Source organism: Metaclostridioides mangenotii, from assembly GCF_018917235.1.
Lineage (GTDB): Bacteria > Bacillota > Clostridia > Peptostreptococcales > Peptostreptococcaceae > Metaclostridioides.
Genome location: NZ_JAHLOF010000003.1, coordinates 178852 through 200691 on the forward strand (window position 1 = coordinate 178852; position 21840 = coordinate 200691).

Consider the following 21840-nt stretch of genomic DNA (forward strand, 5'->3'; position numbering starts at 1 on the left):
GCATCTTAGCTAAAATGCAAAAAGCCATATATCATCTATTACTTTTAATTAAACTCTATAATTTTTATTATTTCTTTCTCTTACATATTACTCCTGTAACTCCAGGCCCTGAGTGTGCACCAATACAAGATCCTATTTGGAAAAATAATATTTCCTTTGGATTAAATTTATCTGTTAACATTTTTGTAAGTTGTTCTTTTTCTTTAATATCATCGCTGTAACCTATATTAACAACTTGATCTGATAGATCATTTCCACAACTTTCTTCTATTAACTCTAACATCTTTGCTATAACATTTTTCTTTCCTCTTACTTGAGAGGCTTGAGATACAAGTCCATCTTTAACTTCAAGTATAGGCTTGATACTTAAGATATTTCCAATTGAAGCCTTAGTAGAAGAAATTCTTCCACCTTTTTGAAGATGATCCAGTGTATCTACAGAGAATATAACAAACGTTTCATCACGTAAAACTTCTAGAGCTTGAATTATTTCTTCTATAGTTTTCCCCTCAGCTATAAGTCTACCTGCTTCTTTTACTAAAACCCCTGCACCAAAAGATACAGAGTTAGAATCAAAAGCGTATATGTTGCCTTCTAAATCATTTTTTGCCATAATTGCACTTTGATATGTACCTGTTGCTGCTGCCGATCCTGCTATATAAAGGATGTCTCTTCCCTCTTCTATATATTTTTCAAAAACCTCTTTAAATTGTGCATAAGTAATTTGTGAAGTTTTTGCATAAGTGTCTTTTTTTCTTAATTTTTTGTAGAATTCATCGCCAGTTATGTCTACTCTATCTCTGTACTCATGGCCATCTAATATAACGGTTAGAGGCATAAGATCAATATCGTATTTTTTAAGCATATCATCTGGAACATCGGATAAACTATCGCATATTAATTTAATGTTGCTCATTTGATATCTCCTTTCTAAACGGATTTATTATTTAAATTATCTTAAATCTGGATACCCTAATTGTCTAAGTGCTTCGTATGCTACGATAGCAACTGCATTCGATAAATTAAGAGATCTCGCCTTTTCTATGTCTAACATAGGTACTCTTATACATCCCTCTTTATTTTCTTTCAACAAAGACTCCGGTAATCCTTTTGTTTCTTTACCAAATACTATAAAACATCCATCTTCATATTGGACTTCTGAATGATTTTTATGAGTTTTTGTTGTTGAAAAAAAGTATTTTCCCTCAGGATATTTTGCTTGTAACTCTTCAAAGCTATTGTAATATTGTATATTAGCTATATCCCAATAGTCAAGTCCAGAGCGCTTTAAGTGTTTATCATCTAAAGAAAATCCTAAAGGTTTGACTAAATGAAGTGTAGAACCTGTTGCCGCACAAGTTCTAATTATATTTCCAGTATTTTGTGGTATTTCTGGTTCGACCAAAACTATATTTAATGACATATTTCCTCCTAATATAATAAAACAATTAATTAAAATATAATAGTATAAGTTCAAATTTGAAATTAAAAATTAATTATAAATTAGTTTAATAATTTCAATTAGTAATATTATAACAGAAAAATACGCCACTAAAAATAAAACTTGAGTAAAGTTTGATAGTAATGATATATTAATCTACTTGTTAATATTTTTGTGGAAGTTGCAGTATTCTGTTATATTACAATTTTCACATTCCGGTTTTCTTGCCTTACACATTCTCCTTCCGTGAAAGATAAGTGTATGATGTGATTTAGACCATCTGTCTTTTGGTATAGCTTTCATTAGGGCAAATTCTGTTTTTTCTGGTGTTGGCTCATCAACTATTCCAATTCTATTAGAAACTCTAAAAACATGAGTGTCTACAGCTATTGCTGGTTGTCCGAAAGCGTTACTAAGTACTACCCCTGCAGTTTTTCTTCCTACACCAGGGAGTTTAATTAAATCTTCTAGAGTGTCCGGAACTTCTCCACCGTAATTTTCACAAAGTTGTGTTGAAGTATCTTTTATTTTTTGAGATTTACTTTTATAGAGTCCACAAGTTTTTATTTCTTCGCTGATTTCATCTAAACTTAAGTTTGCAAAATCATCTGGCGTATTGTACTTTTTAAACATTTCTGAGGTTACTTTATTTACTCTAACATCTGTGCACTGTGCAGATAGTATCGTAGCAATTAAAAGCTCAAATGGAGTATTATAATTTAACTCACATTCAGCGTCTGGATACATTTCTTCTAATTTATCTAATATAATTTTTATATCTTTTTTACTCTTATTTTTTCTCTTCATATATATCATCTCCATTTTCATCATTCACATATAAAATACCTTAAAATACATATATCAAACATAAAAAAAGCAAAAACTATATAAGTCCTTGCTTTTTATTATACAATAAATACTAGTTACGTTAAGTTTAATTAGTATCTTAAACAATATTTAATTTTTTTCTTTAGGCTTATTTTGAATTCTACTAAATCCAAGAAGCTTATTCTTTACTTTTTCTTTTACATGATCAAATTTAGAGTCAGTTAAGATTTCAATAGCTTCTTCTACTCTATCTACCGTATGAATCGCAAATCTACCAGCTTTAATCTCTTCGTTCAACTCATCTGATAGTATTAAATTTTTAAAGTTATTTTTAGGAATAATAACTCCCTGACCTTCTACCAATCCTTTAATCTTACAAATTGTATAAAATCCTTCCACTTTTTCACTTATTCCTCCAACCACTTGTATATCCCCTTTTTGGTTTATAGATCCTGTTACTGCAATATTTTGTTTTATAGGTATATCGCTAAGTGATGAAAGAAGTGCGTAAAGCTCAGCTGATGATGCACTATGACCGTGTACTAATTACCCTAAAACTTCTTTCACTATATATGCTCTCATGAATTTCAGAGTTTTAATTTGTAATTATATTTAGTTATATTCTATATATAATGATAGTATTAAAAAATTATATTTATACCTTTTCATAAAGACATGCACATTTTAATATTAGTATGCATACACTTTATTACGCAAGTGAATAACAAGCGTAGCGTTCTTAAACTTGTTTTAAGATGTGATAAACGTTAAGAGTAATCGATTAAAGTGACCATAGGGGAAATCTATTTATTTAGATTTCTCTATTTTTTTATGTAAGTTTAATTAAAGTTCATTATTTATTACATAAAAAAACTACCTACGATTAAGCAGGTAGTTTCGCAATAAAACTAGAATAATTCTTCTCTTCATTTTTAATTAAACATAAAGCTGGCTTCATATTTTCATTTATTGGTATCTCTTTGTAAGAAAAAAGCTGAATATAAATTATTATATCAGTCACAATTCAACCTTACTAATTTATCTTTAAATGTATTTTTAAAATATATTGATTCATAAAGTTATTCTTAATAATCAATTCCTTTTAAAATTATTGTGAGGTTTAACTATCCCTATATGGAAAATACAATAATAAAAATGCCATCTTAATAAATATATGAGATGGCATTTTCTTTATAAATAAAAAGAAACATCCGTAGTGCAAACGGATGTTTTTACAGAAATCAACCTTCTTAACCACATTTAACAAAAATTTTATAACAGTGTTATTTTATCAATAATATTAGACTTAACTAATGTTGTCTAATGTATCTAAATAAGTTTCAATATAAAAAAAGAGGGTAGCAATTACGCTACCCTTTAATATTTATTTATTATTGATTTATCTATTAATCAGAAAAGATATTACTAACTCTAGTTGTTGCAGCAGTGACATCTTCTTCTGTCACAATGCTCTCTGTCCCTGTCGCATTCTCTTTCACATTCTCTTTCACATTCTCTTTCGCATCTTCTTTCACAACGATCTCTGTCTCTATCTCTGTCTCTGTCGCATTCTCTTTCACATTCTCTTTCGCATTCTCTTTCGCATCTTCTTTCACAATGCTCTCTGTCCCTGTCGCATTCTCTTTCACATTCTCTTTCACATTCTCTTTCGCATCTTCTTTCACAACGATCTCTGTCTCTATCTCTGTCTCTGTCGCATTCTCTTTCACATTCTCTTTCGCATTCTCTTTCGCATCTTCTTTCACAATGCTCTCTGTCCCTGTCGCATTCTCTTTCACATTCTCTTTCACATTCTCTTTCGCATCTTCTTTCACAACGATCTCTGTCTCTATCTCTGTCTCTGTCGCATTCTCTTTCACATTCTCTTTCGCATTCTCTTTCGCATCTTCTTTCACAACGATCTCTGTCTCTGTCTCTGTCCCTGTTGCATTCTCTTTCGCATTCTCTTTCACATTCTCTTTCGCATTCTCTTTCGCATTCTCTTTCGCATCTCCTTTCACAACGATCTCTGTCTCTATCTCTGTCTCTATCTCTGTCTCTATCTCTGTCTCTATCTCTGTCTCTATCTCTGTCTCTGTCGCATTCTCTTTCGCATTCTCTTTCGCATCTTCTTTCACAACGATCTCTGTCTCTATCTCTGTCTCTATCTCTGCCGCAACATTTAATACACCAATGCCAATCATTACTGCAATGGCAGTGAGATCTACGATTTTCGAAACAACATCTATTTCTATCAAACATAAAATATCTATCTCCTTTTAAAATTTTATGAGACATATTTACATCTCCAATACCATAATATGATCTTATGTATATAATTGTTATTAAATATGACATTTTATAACATAAAAACTTATCTTAATATAAATCCTACTATGAGAATAAAATTGAAAATACTTCTCAACGTTAAAGTTAATCCTTTTCATCTTTTAAGATTATTGAATTATATTATATTTCTTCGAAAGTTTCTAACAATCTAATGTAGTGATTCGCTTCTCTTAGCACATGATCCGCAAGAAGTGGAAGTATTATGGATCTTATTTCACAACTAGTAATTCCTTCTGTAGCTGCTTGCTTAAAGTTTTTAAGTTGTATAGTTTGAAATAAAGTCTCATCTGTAACACTATCTATTGTGGCATCTGTCTTAGCCAGAGCCTCTTTCCTTAAACATTTAAATTCATGAGCAAAATCATCTGCAGTATCAATCAATTCCTCTTCAGTAGGATCGAGTAACCCTCTTATAAATTGTGCATGTTCCATCATAATCTGATCCCAAAATAACTCTGTTTCTCTAGTATCCTCAGAATCAATATCAACCCCATTCTCAAGGTCATTTACTAATGAAAGATATAGTCTTGCTTCACGTAAACAATTAGTGGAGGTAATGGTGAGTTAAAAGCTGCAATGCAATATCTTTCACAAAGTTTCATAATTAAGGATCCTGAAATAAAAGATTTATTTTTAGATATCGCTGCTGAAGAATTAAGCCATATGGAAATGCTAGGAACGATGATTAATATGCTTAATGGACATGATGTAGACTATGAAGCAGTTGGATCAGGAGAAATACAATCACATGTTATACTCGGTTTAAATCCTGGTTTAATTAATGCATCTGGTTATTCATGGACTGCTGATTATGTAACGGTTACAGGTGATTTATGTGCTGATTTACTATCAAATATAGCATCAGAACAAAGAGCAAAAGTAGTGTATGAATATCTATATAGACAAATAGATGATAAATTAGTAAAAGAAACAATAGACTTCTTGTTAAATAGAGAAGAAGCCCATAATGCTATGTTCAGAGAAGCATTCAATAAAGTAAGTAATTCTGTATCAAACCAAAGTTTCAGAGTAACAGAAGATTCAAAATTATATTTTGACCTTTCTAGTCCATCACCTGGTCAAAAATTTAATGTTGATGCTAAACCTCAAAATTCCAATAAATTATTATATAATAGAAGGTCAGATATGACCTTCTACTACCTATATTGTTATTAATATTTTTAAATCAAATAAACTAGGCTCGTCCTCTTTGAAAACCTTACTTCCAAATAATGTTATGGCTATACTTTTAACTGCTTCACTTCTCTTGTATTTTAATAATCTTTGCTATAAGAGGTCTTATCAATTATTTCATCCCAACTTAAACAATCTATGTATTTTTAATCTATTACTTCTTTATATATAGGACTTAAATTATTTATTTCATTCTCTAATTTCATATTTTCTATATTAAGTTGCTCAAATTTTATTCTTTGCTCTGAGTAAATTTCTTGCTCTAACTTTCGTCCATAGTTATATATTATTATTAGACTAACGGTAGCTATTGCGATATAGGTTAACAAGGTTATTATATTAATCATAAATCTATCCTCCAATTCCCATCCTCTTGTATAGTTTTAGAATTTTCAGAACCTTTACCAATATGTTTATGCAATTTGTGTTAGTGTGTGTCTATACCTTTTAACTTCTAGTACATATTTAATAACTCTTACTTATTTAAATCATCATCGGATAAATTATTCAAACCTGCTTTTTACTTCAAATACTGGTTATCTCTCTCTAGCCTTTTATTTTTAGAAACCATTTTATTATATTTTTTATAAAACCTCATTTGTCCAGCCCAATGCCCAAGTAAGAATACAGAAATTAACGTCCCTATCCCTACCAGGACAAGTATCATCAAGATTGCTATATCATTAATCATTTTAGACCTCCAAATCCTTTTTAGCTTGTTTAATTGCTTCTAGAATATTTTATCCAACATCTATCCAATAATGCCTTGCTAGATCTATTAAGGCTTGTCTATTTTCTAGTTTTACTTCCATTTAAGCACCTAACCCAACTTTATAGGCTTAACAATCTTCATCAAAGAAGTCTGTATCTAATTTTGTAAGTAATATATCTGTTTCTAAATCTTGTATTTTCATTTTTAAGCCTCCTGTGATATACTACTAATAAACGTAAGATTAGTAGTATTATTTAGATCTGGGCCATTGCCGTGGCTCTTTTCTTTTTGTTCTTCTCTTTCTAATATTAGAATTAGACCTTTTTTTATTGTCTTTGTCATTTTTAGTTGCGATTTTAAATCATTTACAACTTCCTGTTGATTATCTATTTTGCCCTCGTCTCGTAAACAATATTTAACTGCAGCTCGTTTAATATCAGATAACCTTATTTCGCTATCTTTTATCATTATCTCAACTATATTAATGTTTGAATCAACAATCATCATGATTTCTTTTAGCTTGTACATTTTATACTCCCCATTCAAGTAAACGTGTTTTTTACCTTTTGCTAATTCTTTACTACAGTAGTTATAAAACTTTAGTGTTGGTAACTTTTTATGTCTCATGCAATTTCTTATGTACTCTTGTAATTTCATTTTATTACCTCCTGCATGTCCAATTTAATTTTAAGATGTGCCGAAGCACAACTTTAAGTTATACATACAAATCCATAGTAGCCTTGATATATGCCTCTTTAATTGCATTAAGTACTCTTTGTTGTTCCTCTTCTGTATTATTTGGAGAAATTATATAGGCTTTTGAATTTCCTCTTGTATATAGTCTGCTATAAGCCTTTCCGTTTTCTTCAAAATTTTGCTTCACCAGTTTTACCATGCAATCACCCCTTTTTACATAAGATATGTTTTAATGAATTTGTCCTATGTCACCCTAGTTAACTATTGATATTTGTTCTTGATTTTCAAATGCTTCTAACGCTCTTGTAAGAACTGGTATTTCATTTTCATAGTATCTAAATGTTGACACTTGTTGATTAAAGCAGTTATGAGTTGAGAAAGAGGAACTAGGAAAAGTTTCAATGTAACTAAAGTCGCTATAAGCAATTAGGAAAGTGGAAGAAGGTTTCCGGATCAAGACACGTTTATAAATATTTTCGATTATTTTAATGTGTCAATAGATTATCTACTTGGAAGAACCTATAATAAAAGTCCTATATCTGATATTGATAGTTAAAAAATAGAAGAATTATCTAATAATAATGAAGATATGTAATACGAAAACTATACGAGCAAGATCCTAAAATCAAAACAAGATAAAAAAATTATAGATGCAATGATTTATTTATCGCTATATTAATACAATTCGTTAACTGAATTTTGATAATTATTATAATTAATTATTATAACTTGTGATCAGATAAAGAAGTTGATATATTATTAAAGAAGGAATGTATAAGATAGGTTACGAAATACCTGCAGGAGAATATAAAGTCATAGCCGAGGGGAACTCCTTCATACTACGAAGTAGCTGTGAATAGTAAGGGCGATATAATGAGTAGTATTAAAACGAACGATAATTTCGAAGGAGAAAAGTATATAATTGTTGATGAAGGTGATTACCTAAAATTAATTGGTTGTAAATTAGTTACAAAATAGTTCTAAAAAGCATTGTTTAACAATGCTTTTTTTATTTTATAAATAATATAAAAAACTGTGTAGTTATATTAATATAATAGTGTTAATATAGTTCATATAGACAGGTTTAAGGAGGGATTTCAATGAACGTTGCTATGTATTTGCGTAAGTCTCGTGCTGACTTGGAGGCTGAACAAATAGGAGAATTCGAAACTCTTACCAAACATAAAGCCGTTCTTCTAGATGTTGCTAAAAAGAGAAATTTAAACATAATTAATATAAAAGAAGAAATAGTTTCTGGAGATTCTATAATAAATCGTCCTGAAATGATTAAGCTATTACAAGAAGTTGAGAATAAAAAGTATGATGCTGTATTAGTAATGGATATAGACAGACTTGGACGTGGTGGAATGAAGGATCAAGGTCTTATCCTAGAAACTTTTAAATACAGCGATACTAAAATTATAACTCCACAAAAGGTTTATGATCTTGAAGATGATTTAGACGAGCAGATGACTGAGATGCAAACATTTATAGCTAGACAAGAATTGAAAATGATAAAGAAACGTCTTTCGAGAGGACAAATAAATAGTTTTAGAGAAGGAAACTTTGTCTTTGGAGATCCACCATTTGGATACAAAAATCAATATGACTCTGCTGGTAAAAGACATTTAGTGCAAGATGAAAATGCAGAAACTATTTATCTGATATATGATTTATATGTTAATAAGAATTTAGGCATGTATAAAATAGCTAAACACCTTGATAGTTTAGGGATTAAACCAGCTAAAACGGAACATTGGCATCCTTCTAGTGTTGGAGCAATATTGAAAAATAAAGCTTACTGTGGATATTTTAGTCGTGGACGTGTTAAACAAACAAGAAAACTGAATGAGAATGGTAATTATATTTTTGAAAAACAAGAAGATGACAAAGTGGAATATATAAAAGCTAATATTGAGCCAATAATAAGCTTAGAAATGTTTGAAAAGGCACAATCAATAAGAACACGTAAACTTAAACATAGAGGTAAATGGGATATTAAAAATCCTTTTTCTGGGCTTGTTGTTTGCGGTAAATGCGGTGCTTCTATGAATTATAATACTAAAGAGGTAGGTACTTATTTAAGGTGCAATAAATCCTGCGGTAACAGACAAGTACGCTTTGAGGTTTTTGAAAGTTTTGTAATTGAAGCTATGCAGGATATCTTAAACAATTATAAAATACAAATAAATAAGAATGACTATGATGAAGAAGACGACTCAAAGGAATCAAAAACTATTTTTATAGATAAATTTGAACTAGAATTAAAAGAATTAGAACAGCAGAAAATAAAACTATATGATCTATTAGAACGTGGAATCTACAATGACGATATATTTTTAGAGCGTTCGGAAAATCTAAACAAAAGAATTGTAGATATAAAAAGCAATCTAAAAGAGTTAAAAAAGGAAAATAAAAAAAATATACAAAAAAAGACGCAAAAAGAAATTATTGACGGACTTAGAAATGTAATCGATTCATACCCAACTATAGAAGATATAGAAAAAAGAAATTTTCTTTTAAAAACAATTATAAAGAAAATCTATTGTATAAAAGAGCCAAATTCCAAGAAAGATGATTTTAAAATTGAAATTGAATTAAATCTAAACTAAATTAATTATATAGAAGTATTAGAATTCTAATACTTCATTTTATGGGGTAAGTAGATGACGATGACCTATCTCCGTCTATTCCTCCATAATTTTGTTCAAAGCATATATATGCATTTAAAGATAATACGAAATCTTGGGCAAAGTTCTCAGCTAAGTAGCCTCCTAATATAAGTATTCCTTTATTATGAATAGCACCACTCATATCTACTTCTCTCTCTATGTTTACTATCCCCTTATTACCTGGACTTGTTGTGGCTGTTATTCTAGAAGGTCTACCAAATGAATATTCTCCAGTATTCAGCACAGAAAGTCCATTTATAACCCCTACGCGAGAACCACTAGTCTCTATCAATGTAAACTCTTCTTCTACAGATTCGTTCAACCTTTGCTCAATCTTACTAATTCTTTCTTTTTTATTTTTTAAAGCTTTAATTATATCTGCCTTTTTTATAAATTCATTATTTTCAGAAGCTGTCATTGCATTTGCCTCTATTAAAATCTCATCAATTCTATCAAGTTTTGTAGAAATTTTTCCTACATCTCCTACCATTTTGGTACAGTGCTTTATTACTTCTTGAACCGCTTTATATTCAAGATGTCTTAAATTATTTTCACTACATTTTAATGCAATATATTGCGCTACCAAATCTTCACTTTTTTTATTATTCTCAACATTGTCATCAAAATCAACTAATACCTTAAAATAACTCCTAAAATCTTGTTCATAGCTGTATAAAGTATTATAAATTTGTTTATTTCCAATTAGAATAATTTTTAAATCAAGTGGCATATTTTGAGGCTTTAGCGATGTCTGTGTCTCTAATTCAATTGATTGCGATCTCAGTGCTCTCTTGATCATTTCCCAGGATGCCGCATTTCTAAAAAGTTGATCTGAGTGGAGTATTAAATATCCTCCATTAGCCTTTTGTGCTGATCCTGGAAGAAGTTTAGTAAAATCAGTCTTTATATTTCCGTTTGAATAATCGTATTCTGCTCTTCCAAATAAATTCAAAGGGGTTGGATTTAACTCTGTTACTACAGGAATATCATTACTTACTTCTAAGTCAGAGTTATTGATAAAAAGATTTACCTTGTATTTTTTAAAAAAGTCTTTCTCTAGTTTTGGCTTTGTAGCATCTGCATCCACGTAGATTAAATCCATATCCTTTATTATTTCATCGCTGTAATGATCCAAATAAATAGATACGCTTTTAGATTCCTTATACTTTTCTTTTAAAGATTCTGTAAGTGGATTTATAATGTATTCTGCTATTTGTTTCTCAAGCTTAGATACAGCTTCTTCCGCAGATACCTCGAGATCCTTTAGCTTATATACAACCTGTATAGCCATTTTTTCTAACTCTTTCTTATTCTTTTCAAATGATACCTCATCAAAATCCTCTACACTTTCATCGTTTTCTTCATGTTTAGGCATAAAGACTATTCCTGATCCTGTGTTTTTTAAAACAAATCCCTTATCCTCTCCATATTTTTTAATTTTTTTTAATAAGTACTCTTTTTTAGTTTCATATTCTTCAAGTAGTTCTGACTTTCCCAATTCAAAACCTTCACTCTCAAATACATTATTTAATTCTTCTAAAATATTTTCTAGTAAACTCTCTACGTCTTCTTTAAATTCTTTACCTTTACCTGGGTCAAATTTTGCAATCATAGGCTCCCTAGGATTTTTAAAATTATATAGATAACACCAATCTTTATATTTCTTTTCTATTGGTTTTTTTTTCTCTATCATTTTTAATACGTATCTACTCTTGCCAAGACCTGGCTCGCCAGCAACATATATATTATAAGTTGGATTATCAACTTTTAATCCTAACTCTATAGCTTTTTCAACTCTTTTCTGACTTAATATATCATCAGATGGCTTTATTTCGGATGTGTTATTATAATTTAGCATAAACAAACCTCCCTATTTGTTTCTCTAATATGTTATGTTTATTAATACATAAATGTTAAGCAAACGGGAGGTATTAACTATATCATTACACTACTTCTCGGATAAAATTTCCATATTTCTAACTAATATTTTTTTACCTCTCCAGCTAAAAGCCCTATCTCCATAAGTTCTTTTAAACTCTTTATTTGAAATTTTATTTAAATCCTCATAATTTAAATTTACTATTAAATTTTTTTTAAATTCTTCAATATTCGTCTTTATCGAACTGGTATTGTGAGGACAGATATCTTGGCAAACATCACATCCAAATACTGTGCCAGTTTTTTTTATAATATTCTTTTCCTCTTCTGACAATTCTCCCTTTTTTTGTGTAATATGAGATAAACACTTAGTTGGATTTACCTTATAATTTCCCAATATAGCATTTCCCGGACAATAATCTATGCATTTTCCACAATTAATACAACTTTTCTTCATTGGTTTATCTACAGCAAATTCGTAATTATTTATTATATATCCTATAAATACATATGATCCAAACTCATCTGTAATAATACTATTATTTATACCAAAGTATCCTATACCAGATAAATATGCCAAATATCTATCTACAAGTGGCCCATTGTCAACAAAAACCTTATACTCAAAATCCTCTAATTCTTGATTGATCAATTCGCATAACCTTGTTAACATACTTCTTATAACAATATGATAATCCTTGCCATAACAGTATTTAGAGATATTTGAGTTTGTAAATTCCCCTGTATAGTATGGAAAGGCGCATACAATTATTGATTTTGCATTTTCCATTATAAGTTTTGGATTTATTCTCTTTTCAATATCAGGTTCCTCTAAACCAGTGTTCAGATTATTTAATGCTCTATACTCTAGTATATTTTTAAGATTTTCACTTCTATCTACACCAGCAACCCCCACAGTTTTAATACCTATAGATTCACATAATAATTTAAGTCTATTATTGTCCATTACTTTACCTCTATTATAAATTTGATTTTTTTTAACTCCACAACTATAATTAATATAGCATAGAAAGGTGATGAATTTGATAAAAATAACTATTCCCGGAAGACCTATAAGTAAATCCAACTTTAAACTTCAAAATGTAAATGGACAAACATGGATGCCTTCCAAAGGTAAACATTCTAGATATTTAGCTTATGAAAACATGATTGCTGGATATATAAACAAGGATTACCATGGAGATACAATCGAGGAAAATCTAATTACTATATTAAAATTGTATTTCCCAGATAAAAGAATGGGCGACTTGCATAATTATCCCAAAAGCATTTGTGATGGCATAGAAAAAAGTGGAATCATAAAAAATGATAAGCAATTGAAGCCAGTATTGATGTTTGATTTTATTGATAAAGAAAATCCACGTGTAGAGATAGAACTATACCCTATTTCTGAGTATGATGTTAGTTATAATATTACTAAGAAATAGGGCTTTTGTCCTATCTTTTTTAATTTTTGTTTATATATTTGTTTTCTAGGTAATTAACTAATATGAATATGCTACCCTTCATTTATTAATTTTTTAATCATCTTTATTTCTCTTTTATGACCTTCATCGTCAAATGGAGTTTCTAAAAATAAAGGAATACCTTTAAGTTTAGGATTTTCTAAAATATTTATAAATGCATCTATGCCAATTTCTCCTTCACCTATAGGCGCATGCCTATCTTTTTTGCTACCAAATGGCATCATACTGTCGTTTAAATGTATAGTTTTAAGTCTATCTAGACCAATTACTCTATCAAACTCATCCAAAACTCCATCTAAATCGCTTACAATATCGTAACCCGCTGAAAATATATGACAAGTATCTAAACAAACACCTACTTTTTCGTTGTGCTCTACTTTATCAATAATTTCTTTAATTTGATTAAAGTTTGTCCCAATTTCAGTACCTTTTCCAGACATAGTTTCTAGTAGTATCGTTATATTTTCTTTACCAGTTAGAGCATTATTAAGACCATTTACTATCTTTTCTATACCTGCTTCAACGCCAGAACCAACATGGCTACCTGGATGAAAACACATATACTCTATATTTAGTGAATCCATTCTATCAATGTCTTCTTTTATAACCATATTTGCAAACTCATATACTTTATCTTTAACTCCAGCTAAGTTCATAGTGTAAGGAGCATGGGCTAGAATCGGACCAAAGTTATTTTCTTTTCTTATTCTTTGAAATTCATTTATATCTTTTTCATCAAATTTCTTGGCATTACCCCCTCTAGGATTTCTGCTAAAAAACTGAAATGTATTTGCATCTATTTCTACAGCTGTTTCTGCAGCCTTTTTAAATCCCTTTGCTATCGAAATATGTGGGCCTATATAAAACATAATGTCACCTTCTTATACTTTTAATTTTTCTTGGTTTGTTTTTAACTCAAATAAATTTTTATATTATATATACTGTGATATATTAATTTTTAAAAATACTTAAATCTAATTCTCTAGATAAATCCTCTAATACCTTTGTTCCTGCAACACTATTTCCCTTTTCGTCAAGGGATGGACCATAGACACCTATTCCCATTGTACACGGAACAGAACCCATAATTCCTCCTCCTACTCCTGATTTTGCAGGAATTCCCGTTTTTATAGCAAACTCACCAGAACCATCATACATTCCACATGTAAATAAAACAGTTTTTACTGTTTTTGCTACTTCTTTAGTTATTAAGCATTCATCTCCATGTTTGTACCCATCAGTTGATAAATTCAAACCCATCATTGCTAGATCCTTTATATCAACTTCAATCGAACATTGCTTAAAATATAAATCTAATACCTCTTCAACATGTCCTTCTATAAACCCATGACTTTTTAGTAAGTATGCCATTGCTCTATTTCTATCACCTGTAAGCTTTTCAGACAAGTATACATCATTATTTATTTCTAAGTTTTTATTACCTGCGAACTTTCTAAAATAATCTAACATTCTTTTTTCTTTTTCTTCAAAACTATTACCTTTTATCATAGAAGTTATTACTATCGCCCCAGAATTAATCATAGGATTAGATGGTTTTTTTACATCATTATTTCCAATGCTTACTATGGAATTAAATGGATTATCACTAGGTTCAAATCCTACTTTGGTATTAACGTATTCATAATCATTTTCCATAAGGATCATCGATAATAGTATTGGTTTCGATATACTCTGAATCGTAAACTTCTTATCTACATCTCCTGCAGTGAAGATATTGTCATCTTTATCTATAATACATATACCCAAGTCATTTTTTTTTGCCTTTTTAAGCTCAGGTATGTAAGTTGCAACTTTTCCAAACTCCGTATATTTTCTATTTTTCTCAATTATGTCATTTAGAATTTTTTCCATATATACACCTCAATTTATCTTTAGTTTTAATATTTTTGTCAATTAAATTAAATAAATACACTTTATCTTTTTTAACTCTATGCTTTTAAAATTTTTAAATCAAATAAAATAAGCCGTTGATCATTTGTTTAAAAATTATACCTTTATTAGTTAATATATACAAATAATCAACAGCTTATAAAATTTTAGATATTATTTTATTAATATACTATTCTTCTACAATTTTACTCCCACCGATGAATTCTCTAAGGATTGATGTAGAAGGGATATCTGAAGTATCCTCCAAATCAACAAAATACTGCAAAAAATTTAATAATCTATTAGATTCTATATAAGCTTCACTTGAAGTATCTATTTCTTCCAGAAGAGGCTTAACAAATCCTTTTAAAACCGAAAGCTCATATACACAAGCTGAATTAAATATAACATCAGATTCCTCTTGGAAAGGGAATATATTCTTCTTTTCTCCCCTTCTTACAGACTCCCATTGAATTATAGTCGTTTCTGCACTGTAACCTCTAAAATTATGATCTCTTACTATTCTTCTAATTAGTCTTAAATCTGTAGTAGGTATTCTGTTGTGATTATCTAAATTAAGTTGTGTAAGAGCACTCAGATATATTTTAAATTTTTCATTATCATCAATGGATTCAGTCAACATTGGATTTAATCCGTGTATTCCCTCTAATATAATTGGTTGATTCTTTTCTATTTGTATAGTTTTATCTATGTTCATTCTTTTACCAGTCTTAAAATCAAATTTAATCTCTTGTATCGCTTCACCATCCAATAGTTTTTTAAGATCTGAGTTAAATCTATCTAAATCAATTGCATAAATAGATTCAAAGTCAAAGTTTCCAAACTCATCTAAAGGTGTATATTCTCTGTCTACAAAATAGTTATCTAGAGATATAGAAATTGGATTTAAATTATTGACTCTCAAATGTATCGAAAGTCTGTTTGCGAAACTAGTTTTACCTGATGAAGATGGTGCTGCTATAAGTATTATTCTCTTATTGTTTTCACTAATCTCATCTGCAATTTGCGCAAGTTTCTTTTCATGTAAAGCCTCTACCGTTCTAATCATATCTCCGTAATCATTATTCTCTACAATTTTATTTAAAGATACTACCTTATCTATTCCCATAAGCTTCGACCATTGCTCTGTTTCATAGTATATGCTTGCTAGTTTAGGCTGAGAGACATAATCTGTGGGTACTGTCTTATCATTTTTATTAGGCCCAAATAATATAAGCCCTCTATTGTGTAACTCCACATTAAATACTGCAACATCACCTGTAGAAGGAAGCATATATCCATAGTAATGATCTATATAATCTCCACATTTATACACAGTCGTACTATCGTAGTCCTTATACTTTAAAAGTTCTGCTTTTGAATAAAGTTTGTTGTCATTGAATATTTTAATAGCTTCATCTCTGGACATTTCAATTTTTTCTATATCGTACTTTTTATCAATCTTTTCTTGCATCAATCTCTTTATATCTTCTAAATCATTTTTATTTAATTCTCTACCTGTATGAACTTCACAGTATAGCCCTTTAGATAATGAATGTTCAATAACAACTTTTCCATCGCCAAAAAGCTCTTTACAAGCCATAACTAGAACAAACGACAAAACTCTAAAGTACACTCTTTTTCCATCTTCTTCAGTAGTATCAATAAATTTTATAACGCAATCTTTAGTTATAATATAATTAAGCTCTCTAAGTTTATTATCTACACTAGCAATGCATATCTTACCCTTGTGCTCATCCTCAAAGTCCTCTGCAATCTTTTTTAAAGGTATACCCAAACTATTTTCTTCTAATTTGTATTGTTTTTCACTTCCATCAATATTAAGTGTTATTATTTTCATCAAAACAAATCCTTTCTGTATATTGGATATTAACAGGTCACAGTACATAAATAACTTATTAAATAAATAAACTATATAAAATAAATAAACTATATAAAACCGATTAGCCTATCTATAGAGTATACTAAATCTTCTTTATTTATCTCTAAAATCAAATATTCAGGATTGATTTCTAGTATTCTCTTAATTTGTTCATCCTTTAGCAAACCTTCGCCTATTCCAATATGTTGATCATTTAGTCCGTCATTGTCACTTAAGTGGATAAGCCTTATCTTCGCCATTAAATTTTCTATATAATTACTTCGATTTATTAAATTATGACCAGTATCATAGCAAAAAAATACTCCATCCTTTTTTATTCCTTTAAATATATATTCAAAATCATTATAAGTAGTACCTATATTTGACAGATCTCCACCTTTAGAATATGTATTTTCCAATGTAATTTTTGAATCAATATTTATATTATTGAAAAAATCAATACAGTTATCCAGATATTTCATCCTATTCTTTTCTAACCTATTAGTAATTGCATAACCTAGATGAAAGTTGTAGTATCTTACGTCTAATTTTTGTAGCTCATTGTAAATATCTTCAAAAAACTTTATCCATGACATTCTAATATAATCAACTTCTTCACAAGCGTTTAATTCCATAGGCATATGAATACCTATGGATAAACCTAAATCGTATATTTTATCTGTATACGTATTTAATTTTTTACAGTCACTAATACTGTCAACGCCGATTTCTAGATGAGTAATATTGTCGTATTGCTTACATATAGTTAGTGCTAAATCAATATCGTATACAAGCGCTGATATACCTATTTTCAATCTAGTTAACTCCACCTATTTGATTAAATGGATATAGTCTTACCATAACTTTTCCAATAACAGAATCTTCATCTACTAAACCGACTTCTTGCGCTCTGCTATCTAAACTTCTTTCTCTGTTGTCACCCATAGCAAATATTTTTCCTTTTGGTACGGTCATATCTATATCTCCACTAGTATAATTGTCATGAATATAAACTTTTTCATCTAATAATTTACCATTTACGTATACATTTGAATCCTGTATTTTTATATGGTCACCTTCAACTGCTATAACCCTCTTAACTAAGTCTTTTTTGCTTTTTCCATTCTCTTGAAGTATATCAGATTTAAATACAATAATATCCTTCATCTCTGGTTCTCTAAATTTGTATGTCATTCTATTTACTATTAAATAATCATTTTCGTGTAGAGTAGGAAACATTGATTCCCCTTGCACTCTAGATGGTATTATAAATCTAGTTATTACAAATGCAAGTATTAATGCAGTAATAATGACTTTAATCCATTCAAAAATCTCTTTTTTTACATTTTCACTCATATGCACATCTCCCTAAAACTATTACTTTTGTCGTTCAAACTATATACATTATACTTCTTTTTCAAAGAATATTAAACCAATTATATAATATTGATACAATAATGTAGCATTAAACAATTTTACTTAATATTATTTTTTTTATTTCTTATCTAATTCATCGTATATTTTAGGCTTCTCTTTTTCAATTATTAAACTCTTCTCGTCCATCTTTTTTTTAATATTATTATTTTTTTTCTTCCTCATATTGCTAATAAATATCTTTTTAGAGTTTTCTATATACTTCTCTAGTTTATCTACATTGAATTTTATAAGTACAATAATATAAAGTAAAAATAATATTATTGCCCATCTATATTGTATCATTAAAATAAAATCAAATACGCCATGTAAAAGAATTGGGACTAATATTGACAAATATAAGTACTTTCTCTTTTTCTTTTTAGAATCACAAAATTTGTACTTAGATACATAGTATCCCATCGTTATCGCAAACATGATATGCGCTGGAATAGAAATTAATGCTCTATTTAAAGCAACTTGATGTACAATTTCACTATCCTCTGAAAGTATATAAATTATATTTTCTATAGTTGCAAATCCTAAAGACAAATATATTGAATAAGTTATTCCGTCTATCCTTCTAGCAAACTCTTTCATTTTAGTAATTATAGGAATCAGCACAAGAGCTTTAAAGCCTTCTTCAGTTAATCCAGCAACTATAAAAGACATATATAAAATATATGAATAGCCACTAAAGGTATTAATTTTCACTAATAGTTCTTCAACAAATATTACAATAACACTCAAAAATACTCCCATTATAAAAAATTTAAATGAAGTAAAAATAGATTCTTTAGAGTACTTATTTTTAGAATATATCCACAAAATCCCAATTAACACAGGTAATATTGATAAAAAAATTAAATAATATACCATAAATCCCCTCTCCGTCATATATTAAAATTTATAATCTTATCCTAAAACTATCCAAATTACTGGTATTAAATTATTATCTCCAAATATCTTAACAAAATAGCTTTATATTTATTTTTTTCGAATATAAATAGTAATAAAGACTTTTTTAAGAAAGGGTGATTGCATGCAAGATAGTTATTTAACAGTCAGTTTGGTCGACTCTTCAAACAATAGACCAATACAAAATGGCTCTATTAATATCTACTCAACTCCAGATGATGTAAATAAAATAACGACTTCTATGTATCAAAATTTATTGACAAATGAATCAGGTCAAGTAGTAGACTTAGTACTTCCTGCACCAGACGTTGAATATTCTCTACAACCGTCTTCTCCTGTAAGGCCATATAGCACATATGTAATAGAAGCAATAGTTGATGGATTTGAGACAGTAATAATAGATGGAGCTCAATTATTTGCAACTGTAGAGGCTCGACAAAATATTTCTATGATTCCTAGAACAAGGAGCAAACTTTCGTATAGTAGACAAAATGAATTAATATTTCCAATTGCAGAGCACACTTTGTATGGAATTTTTCCACCAAAAATACCTGAAAGTAGCTTAAAACCACTTCCACCACCAACAGGTTTTGTTGTACTGGATAATCCAGTAGTGCCTGAATTCATAGTAGTACACGATGGTTTACCAGAAGATACTTCTGCCGAAAACTACTGGATACCATTTAAAGATTATATCAAAAATGTTGCATCATGTGAGATTTACTCAACCTGGCCAGAGCAGACGATATATGCAAATGTGGTTGCTATAATTTCTTTTACATTAAATAGAGTGTTTACTGAATGGTACAGAAATAAAGGCTATACGTTCACAATAACAACGTCAACCGCTTTCGACCATAAGTTTGTTTATAATAGGAATATATTCGATACAATAAATGTAGTTGTAGACGATATTTTTAATACTTTTATCAGAAGGCCACCTACTTCTAGACAGCCATTACTATCTCAATATTGTGATGGCGAAAGAAGTCAATGCCCTAATCAAATGACTCAGTGGGGAAGCAAGAGTCTAGGAGATCAAGGATATACTTGGCAAAATATACTAAAATACTTTTACGGAAATGATCTGTCATTTGATCAGGCTCCAGTAGTCACAGGGGTGCCCGTATCTTTTCCTGGATATACACTTCAAATAGGTTCTTCAGGAAGGTACGTTAGAACTATTCAAAATCAGATTAACGCAATTGCCAATAACTATCCTGCTATACCTAAAGTTCAAGAGGACGGTATTTTTGGAGAAAGCACTGCAAATGCTGTAAGAACATTCCAAGGAATCTTTGGACTTCCGCAAAACGGTATAGTTGATTTTAAAACGTGGTACGAAATTTCTAGGCTATATGTTGCTGTCACTAAGATAGCATCTTTAAATCCAACAATATAAAAGAAAGGTATGATATTTGTAATAATCAGATATCATACCTCTTTTTATTTAAATAAATTGATGTATTCTTTTTTAATTATTGGAATTACTAAATCTCCATCTATAACAAATTCTGGAATACCAGCAGCATACGGAGCAATATCATATAGGTCGAAATATATTACTATGTCATTTCCAGAAAAATAGTATTTCTGATTATCACTTATAGATTTAAACTGATATATTCCTTTGTTTTCAACATTCTCCATTTCTAATGTTTTTATTTGAGATTCAATTTCTTTATTTATAATTTCTTTATAGTTACTTTGTTCTAAAAATAGATCTGATAATCTTAAAAACTTTCCACTTTTTATATCTATATTATATGCTATATCTTCATAATAACCATGTGCACCACCGCTGTAGTTATAGTACCTTATTATAATGCTCAATACATCTTTGGTGTTTTTTACTACTTTATAATCAGTATTCGCTTCAAACTTTACACCATCTATATTATTATTTATATAATTATCTTTTGCTTCTTTATAATTTTTTTCAAAAAATGAATTTATATCGGCATTAATCTTATCATTAATAATTTTTTCAAGTTCTTTATTTTCATTAACAACATTTGGTACATTTAATACACTATTGATATATTTATCTGACTTATCCATTCTTATATTTTTTATTGTACTTTTTGAGCTTTGCTGATTAGACAATGATTTATTATTTGTTTTGTTTTTGCTCTCAATTGTATTTGTATAATTTGATTCTATAGATTTGTCAAATCTTTCACTTGTTTCAAGATTTAAATGCTTGTTAGAATAAACAATAACTGTCACTGTAACTATAAAAAATCCTATTAAAAATATAAATTCATCTAGTTTTCTATGTCTTTTCCTCTTTTTATATATCATGATAAACCTCCAAGTAAATATAGTATTTACTATATACTTGGTTTTTATTTATAATTCTTACTTTAACTAATATTAAAATTTTATATTAAATAAAAAAACTAATTTACTCAATTTTGGCGGTACTAAGCAAATTAGTTTTTTTTATTTATTTATTTTAGTTTTGTTCATTGGCGATT

The 21840-nt window shown here is 29.1% G+C and carries 23 protein-coding genes and 1 pseudogene; 4 read left to right on the forward strand and 20 right to left on the reverse strand.

Features of this window, described 5'->3' with window-relative positions:
• Positions 1 to 67: 67 nt before the first annotated feature.
• From KQI18_RS06185 to KQI18_RS06215, 7 genes and pseudogenes are all read right to left on the reverse strand, one after another.
• A complete protein-coding gene (locus KQI18_RS06185; RefSeq protein WP_216466878.1) occupies positions 68 to 916 on the reverse strand; it encodes a DegV family protein in 849 nt (282 codons plus the stop codon).
• Between the two features lie 36 nt (positions 917 to 952).
• Positions 953 to 1423: a tRNA (uridine(34)/cytosine(34)/5-carboxymethylaminomethyluridine(34)-2'-O)-methyltransferase TrmL gene (gene trmL, locus KQI18_RS06190; RefSeq protein ID WP_216466880.1), complete on the reverse strand. Its 471-nt coding sequence runs from the start codon at positions 1421 to 1423 to the stop codon at positions 953 to 955.
• 174 nt (positions 1424 to 1597) lie between these two features.
• The gene (gene nth, locus KQI18_RS06195) at positions 1598 to 2248 is read right to left on the reverse strand and encodes an endonuclease III (protein ID WP_216466882.1); all 651 of its coding nucleotides are present in this window, start codon (positions 2246 to 2248) and stop codon (positions 1598 to 1600) included.
• Between the two features lie 150 nt (positions 2249 to 2398).
• Positions 2399 to 2794 (reverse strand): annotated as a pseudogene (locus KQI18_RS06200) (S16 family serine protease); the annotation flags it as partial.
• 358 nt (positions 2795 to 3152) lie between these two features.
• Positions 3153 to 3290 carry a hypothetical protein gene (locus tag KQI18_RS06205; protein WP_216466884.1) on the reverse strand — a complete coding sequence of 46 codons (138 nt, stop codon included), beginning with the start codon at positions 3288 to 3290 and terminating at the stop codon, positions 3153 to 3155.
• Between the two features lie 385 nt (positions 3291 to 3675).
• Positions 3676 to 4527: a hypothetical protein gene (locus tag KQI18_RS14165; RefSeq protein WP_236887664.1), complete on the reverse strand. Its 852-nt coding sequence runs from the start codon at positions 4525 to 4527 to the stop codon at positions 3676 to 3678.
• Positions 4528 to 4738: 211 nt separating this feature from the next.
• Positions 4739 to 5176 carry a DUF2935 domain-containing protein gene (locus KQI18_RS06215; protein WP_330654374.1) on the reverse strand — a complete coding sequence of 146 codons (438 nt, stop codon included), beginning with the start codon at positions 5174 to 5176 and terminating at the stop codon, positions 4739 to 4741.
• Between KQI18_RS06215 and KQI18_RS06220 the strand changes: the two genes are divergently transcribed.
• The gene (locus tag KQI18_RS06220) at positions 5162 to 5794 is read left to right on the forward strand and encodes a manganese catalase family protein (protein ID WP_330654375.1); all 633 of its coding nucleotides are present in this window, start codon (positions 5162 to 5164) and stop codon (positions 5792 to 5794) included. The two genes, KQI18_RS06215 and KQI18_RS06220, sit on opposite strands and share 15 nt — an antisense overlap.
• Before the next feature lie 164 nt (positions 5795 to 5958).
• Here KQI18_RS06220 and KQI18_RS06225 read toward each other — a convergent pair whose 3' ends face one another.
• The 4 genes from KQI18_RS06225 to KQI18_RS06240 all read right to left on the reverse strand — a co-directional run bounded on the left by KQI18_RS06225 (position 5959) and on the right by KQI18_RS06240 (position 7419).
• Positions 5959 to 6159, reverse strand: coding sequence for a hypothetical protein (locus KQI18_RS06225; protein ID WP_216466888.1), 201 nt, complete (start codon positions 6157 to 6159; stop codon positions 5959 to 5961).
• Between the two features lie 173 nt (positions 6160 to 6332).
• Positions 6333 to 6503 carry a hypothetical protein gene (locus KQI18_RS06230; RefSeq protein ID WP_216466889.1) on the reverse strand — a complete coding sequence of 57 codons (171 nt, stop codon included), beginning with the start codon at positions 6501 to 6503 and terminating at the stop codon, positions 6333 to 6335.
• A 225-nt stretch (positions 6504 to 6728) separates the two neighbouring features.
• The gene (locus tag KQI18_RS06235) at positions 6729 to 7181 is read right to left on the reverse strand and encodes a hypothetical protein (RefSeq protein WP_216466890.1); all 453 of its coding nucleotides are present in this window, start codon (positions 7179 to 7181) and stop codon (positions 6729 to 6731) included.
• 58 nt (positions 7182 to 7239) lie between these two features.
• Positions 7240 to 7419 (reverse strand): hypothetical protein, encoded by a 180-nt coding sequence (locus tag KQI18_RS06240; RefSeq protein WP_216466892.1) that lies wholly within the window; start codon positions 7417 to 7419, stop codon positions 7240 to 7242.
• 901 nt (positions 7420 to 8320) lie between these two features.
• Here KQI18_RS06240 and KQI18_RS06245 point away from each other — a divergent pair.
• Complete coding sequence (locus KQI18_RS06245; protein ID WP_216466894.1) at positions 8321 to 9832, forward strand: recombinase family protein; 1512 nt, start codon at positions 8321 to 8323, stop codon at positions 9830 to 9832.
• A gap of 34 nt (positions 9833 to 9866) precedes the next feature.
• On the opposite strand, the gene KQI18_RS06250 is transcribed toward KQI18_RS06245, so the two are convergent.
• Both KQI18_RS06250 and queG read right to left on the reverse strand, forming a co-directional pair.
• A complete protein-coding gene (locus KQI18_RS06250) occupies positions 9867 to 11750 on the reverse strand; it encodes an AAA family ATPase (RefSeq protein WP_216466896.1) in 1884 nt (627 codons plus the stop codon).
• 90 nt (positions 11751 to 11840) lie between these two features.
• Positions 11841 to 12737 (reverse strand): tRNA epoxyqueuosine(34) reductase QueG, encoded by an 897-nt coding sequence (gene queG / locus KQI18_RS06255; RefSeq protein ID WP_216466898.1) that lies wholly within the window; start codon positions 12735 to 12737, stop codon positions 11841 to 11843.
• Between the two features lie 76 nt (positions 12738 to 12813).
• On the opposite strand from queG, the gene KQI18_RS06260 reads away from it, so the two are divergent.
• Positions 12814 to 13218, forward strand: coding sequence for a RusA family crossover junction endodeoxyribonuclease (locus tag KQI18_RS06260; RefSeq protein WP_216466900.1), 405 nt, complete (start codon positions 12814 to 12816; stop codon positions 13216 to 13218).
• 71 nt (positions 13219 to 13289) lie between these two features.
• Here the strand turns inward: KQI18_RS06260 and KQI18_RS06265 are convergent, their stop codons facing one another.
• From KQI18_RS06265 to KQI18_RS06290, 6 genes are all read right to left on the reverse strand, one after another.
• The gene (locus KQI18_RS06265; protein ID WP_216466902.1) at positions 13290 to 14126 is read right to left on the reverse strand and encodes a deoxyribonuclease IV; all 837 of its coding nucleotides are present in this window, start codon (positions 14124 to 14126) and stop codon (positions 13290 to 13292) included.
• A gap of 82 nt (positions 14127 to 14208) precedes the next feature.
• Positions 14209 to 15129 carry a glutaminase A gene (glsA, locus tag KQI18_RS06270; protein WP_216466903.1) on the reverse strand — a complete coding sequence of 307 codons (921 nt, stop codon included), beginning with the start codon at positions 15127 to 15129 and terminating at the stop codon, positions 14209 to 14211.
• Positions 15130 to 15337: 208 nt separating this feature from the next.
• Positions 15338 to 17008: a nucleoside kinase gene (locus KQI18_RS06275; protein ID WP_216466905.1), complete on the reverse strand. Its 1671-nt coding sequence runs from the start codon at positions 17006 to 17008 to the stop codon at positions 15338 to 15340.
• Positions 17009 to 17097: 89 nt separating this feature from the next.
• Entirely contained in the window at positions 17098 to 17844 is a 747-nt protein-coding gene (locus tag KQI18_RS06280; RefSeq protein WP_216466906.1) for a sugar phosphate isomerase/epimerase family protein, read from the reverse strand.
• Between the two features lies 1 nt (position 17845).
• Complete coding sequence (gene lepB / locus KQI18_RS06285; protein ID WP_216466908.1) at positions 17846 to 18385, reverse strand: signal peptidase I; 540 nt, start codon at positions 18383 to 18385, stop codon at positions 17846 to 17848.
• Between the two features lie 138 nt (positions 18386 to 18523).
• Positions 18524 to 19339 (reverse strand): PrsW family intramembrane metalloprotease, encoded by an 816-nt coding sequence (locus KQI18_RS06290; RefSeq protein WP_330654366.1) that lies wholly within the window; start codon positions 19337 to 19339, stop codon positions 18524 to 18526.
• A gap of 145 nt (positions 19340 to 19484) precedes the next feature.
• On the opposite strand from KQI18_RS06290, the gene sleC reads away from it, so the two are divergent.
• Positions 19485 to 20762, forward strand: coding sequence for a spore cortex-lytic germination protein SleC (sleC, locus tag KQI18_RS06295; RefSeq protein WP_216466911.1), 1278 nt, complete (start codon positions 19485 to 19487; stop codon positions 20760 to 20762).
• 44 nt (positions 20763 to 20806) lie between these two features.
• Here the strand turns inward: sleC and KQI18_RS06300 are convergent, their stop codons facing one another.
• Complete coding sequence (locus KQI18_RS06300; protein ID WP_216466913.1) at positions 20807 to 21664, reverse strand: DUF3298 and DUF4163 domain-containing protein; 858 nt, start codon at positions 21662 to 21664, stop codon at positions 20807 to 20809.
• Between the last annotated feature and the right edge of the window lie 176 nt (positions 21665 to 21840).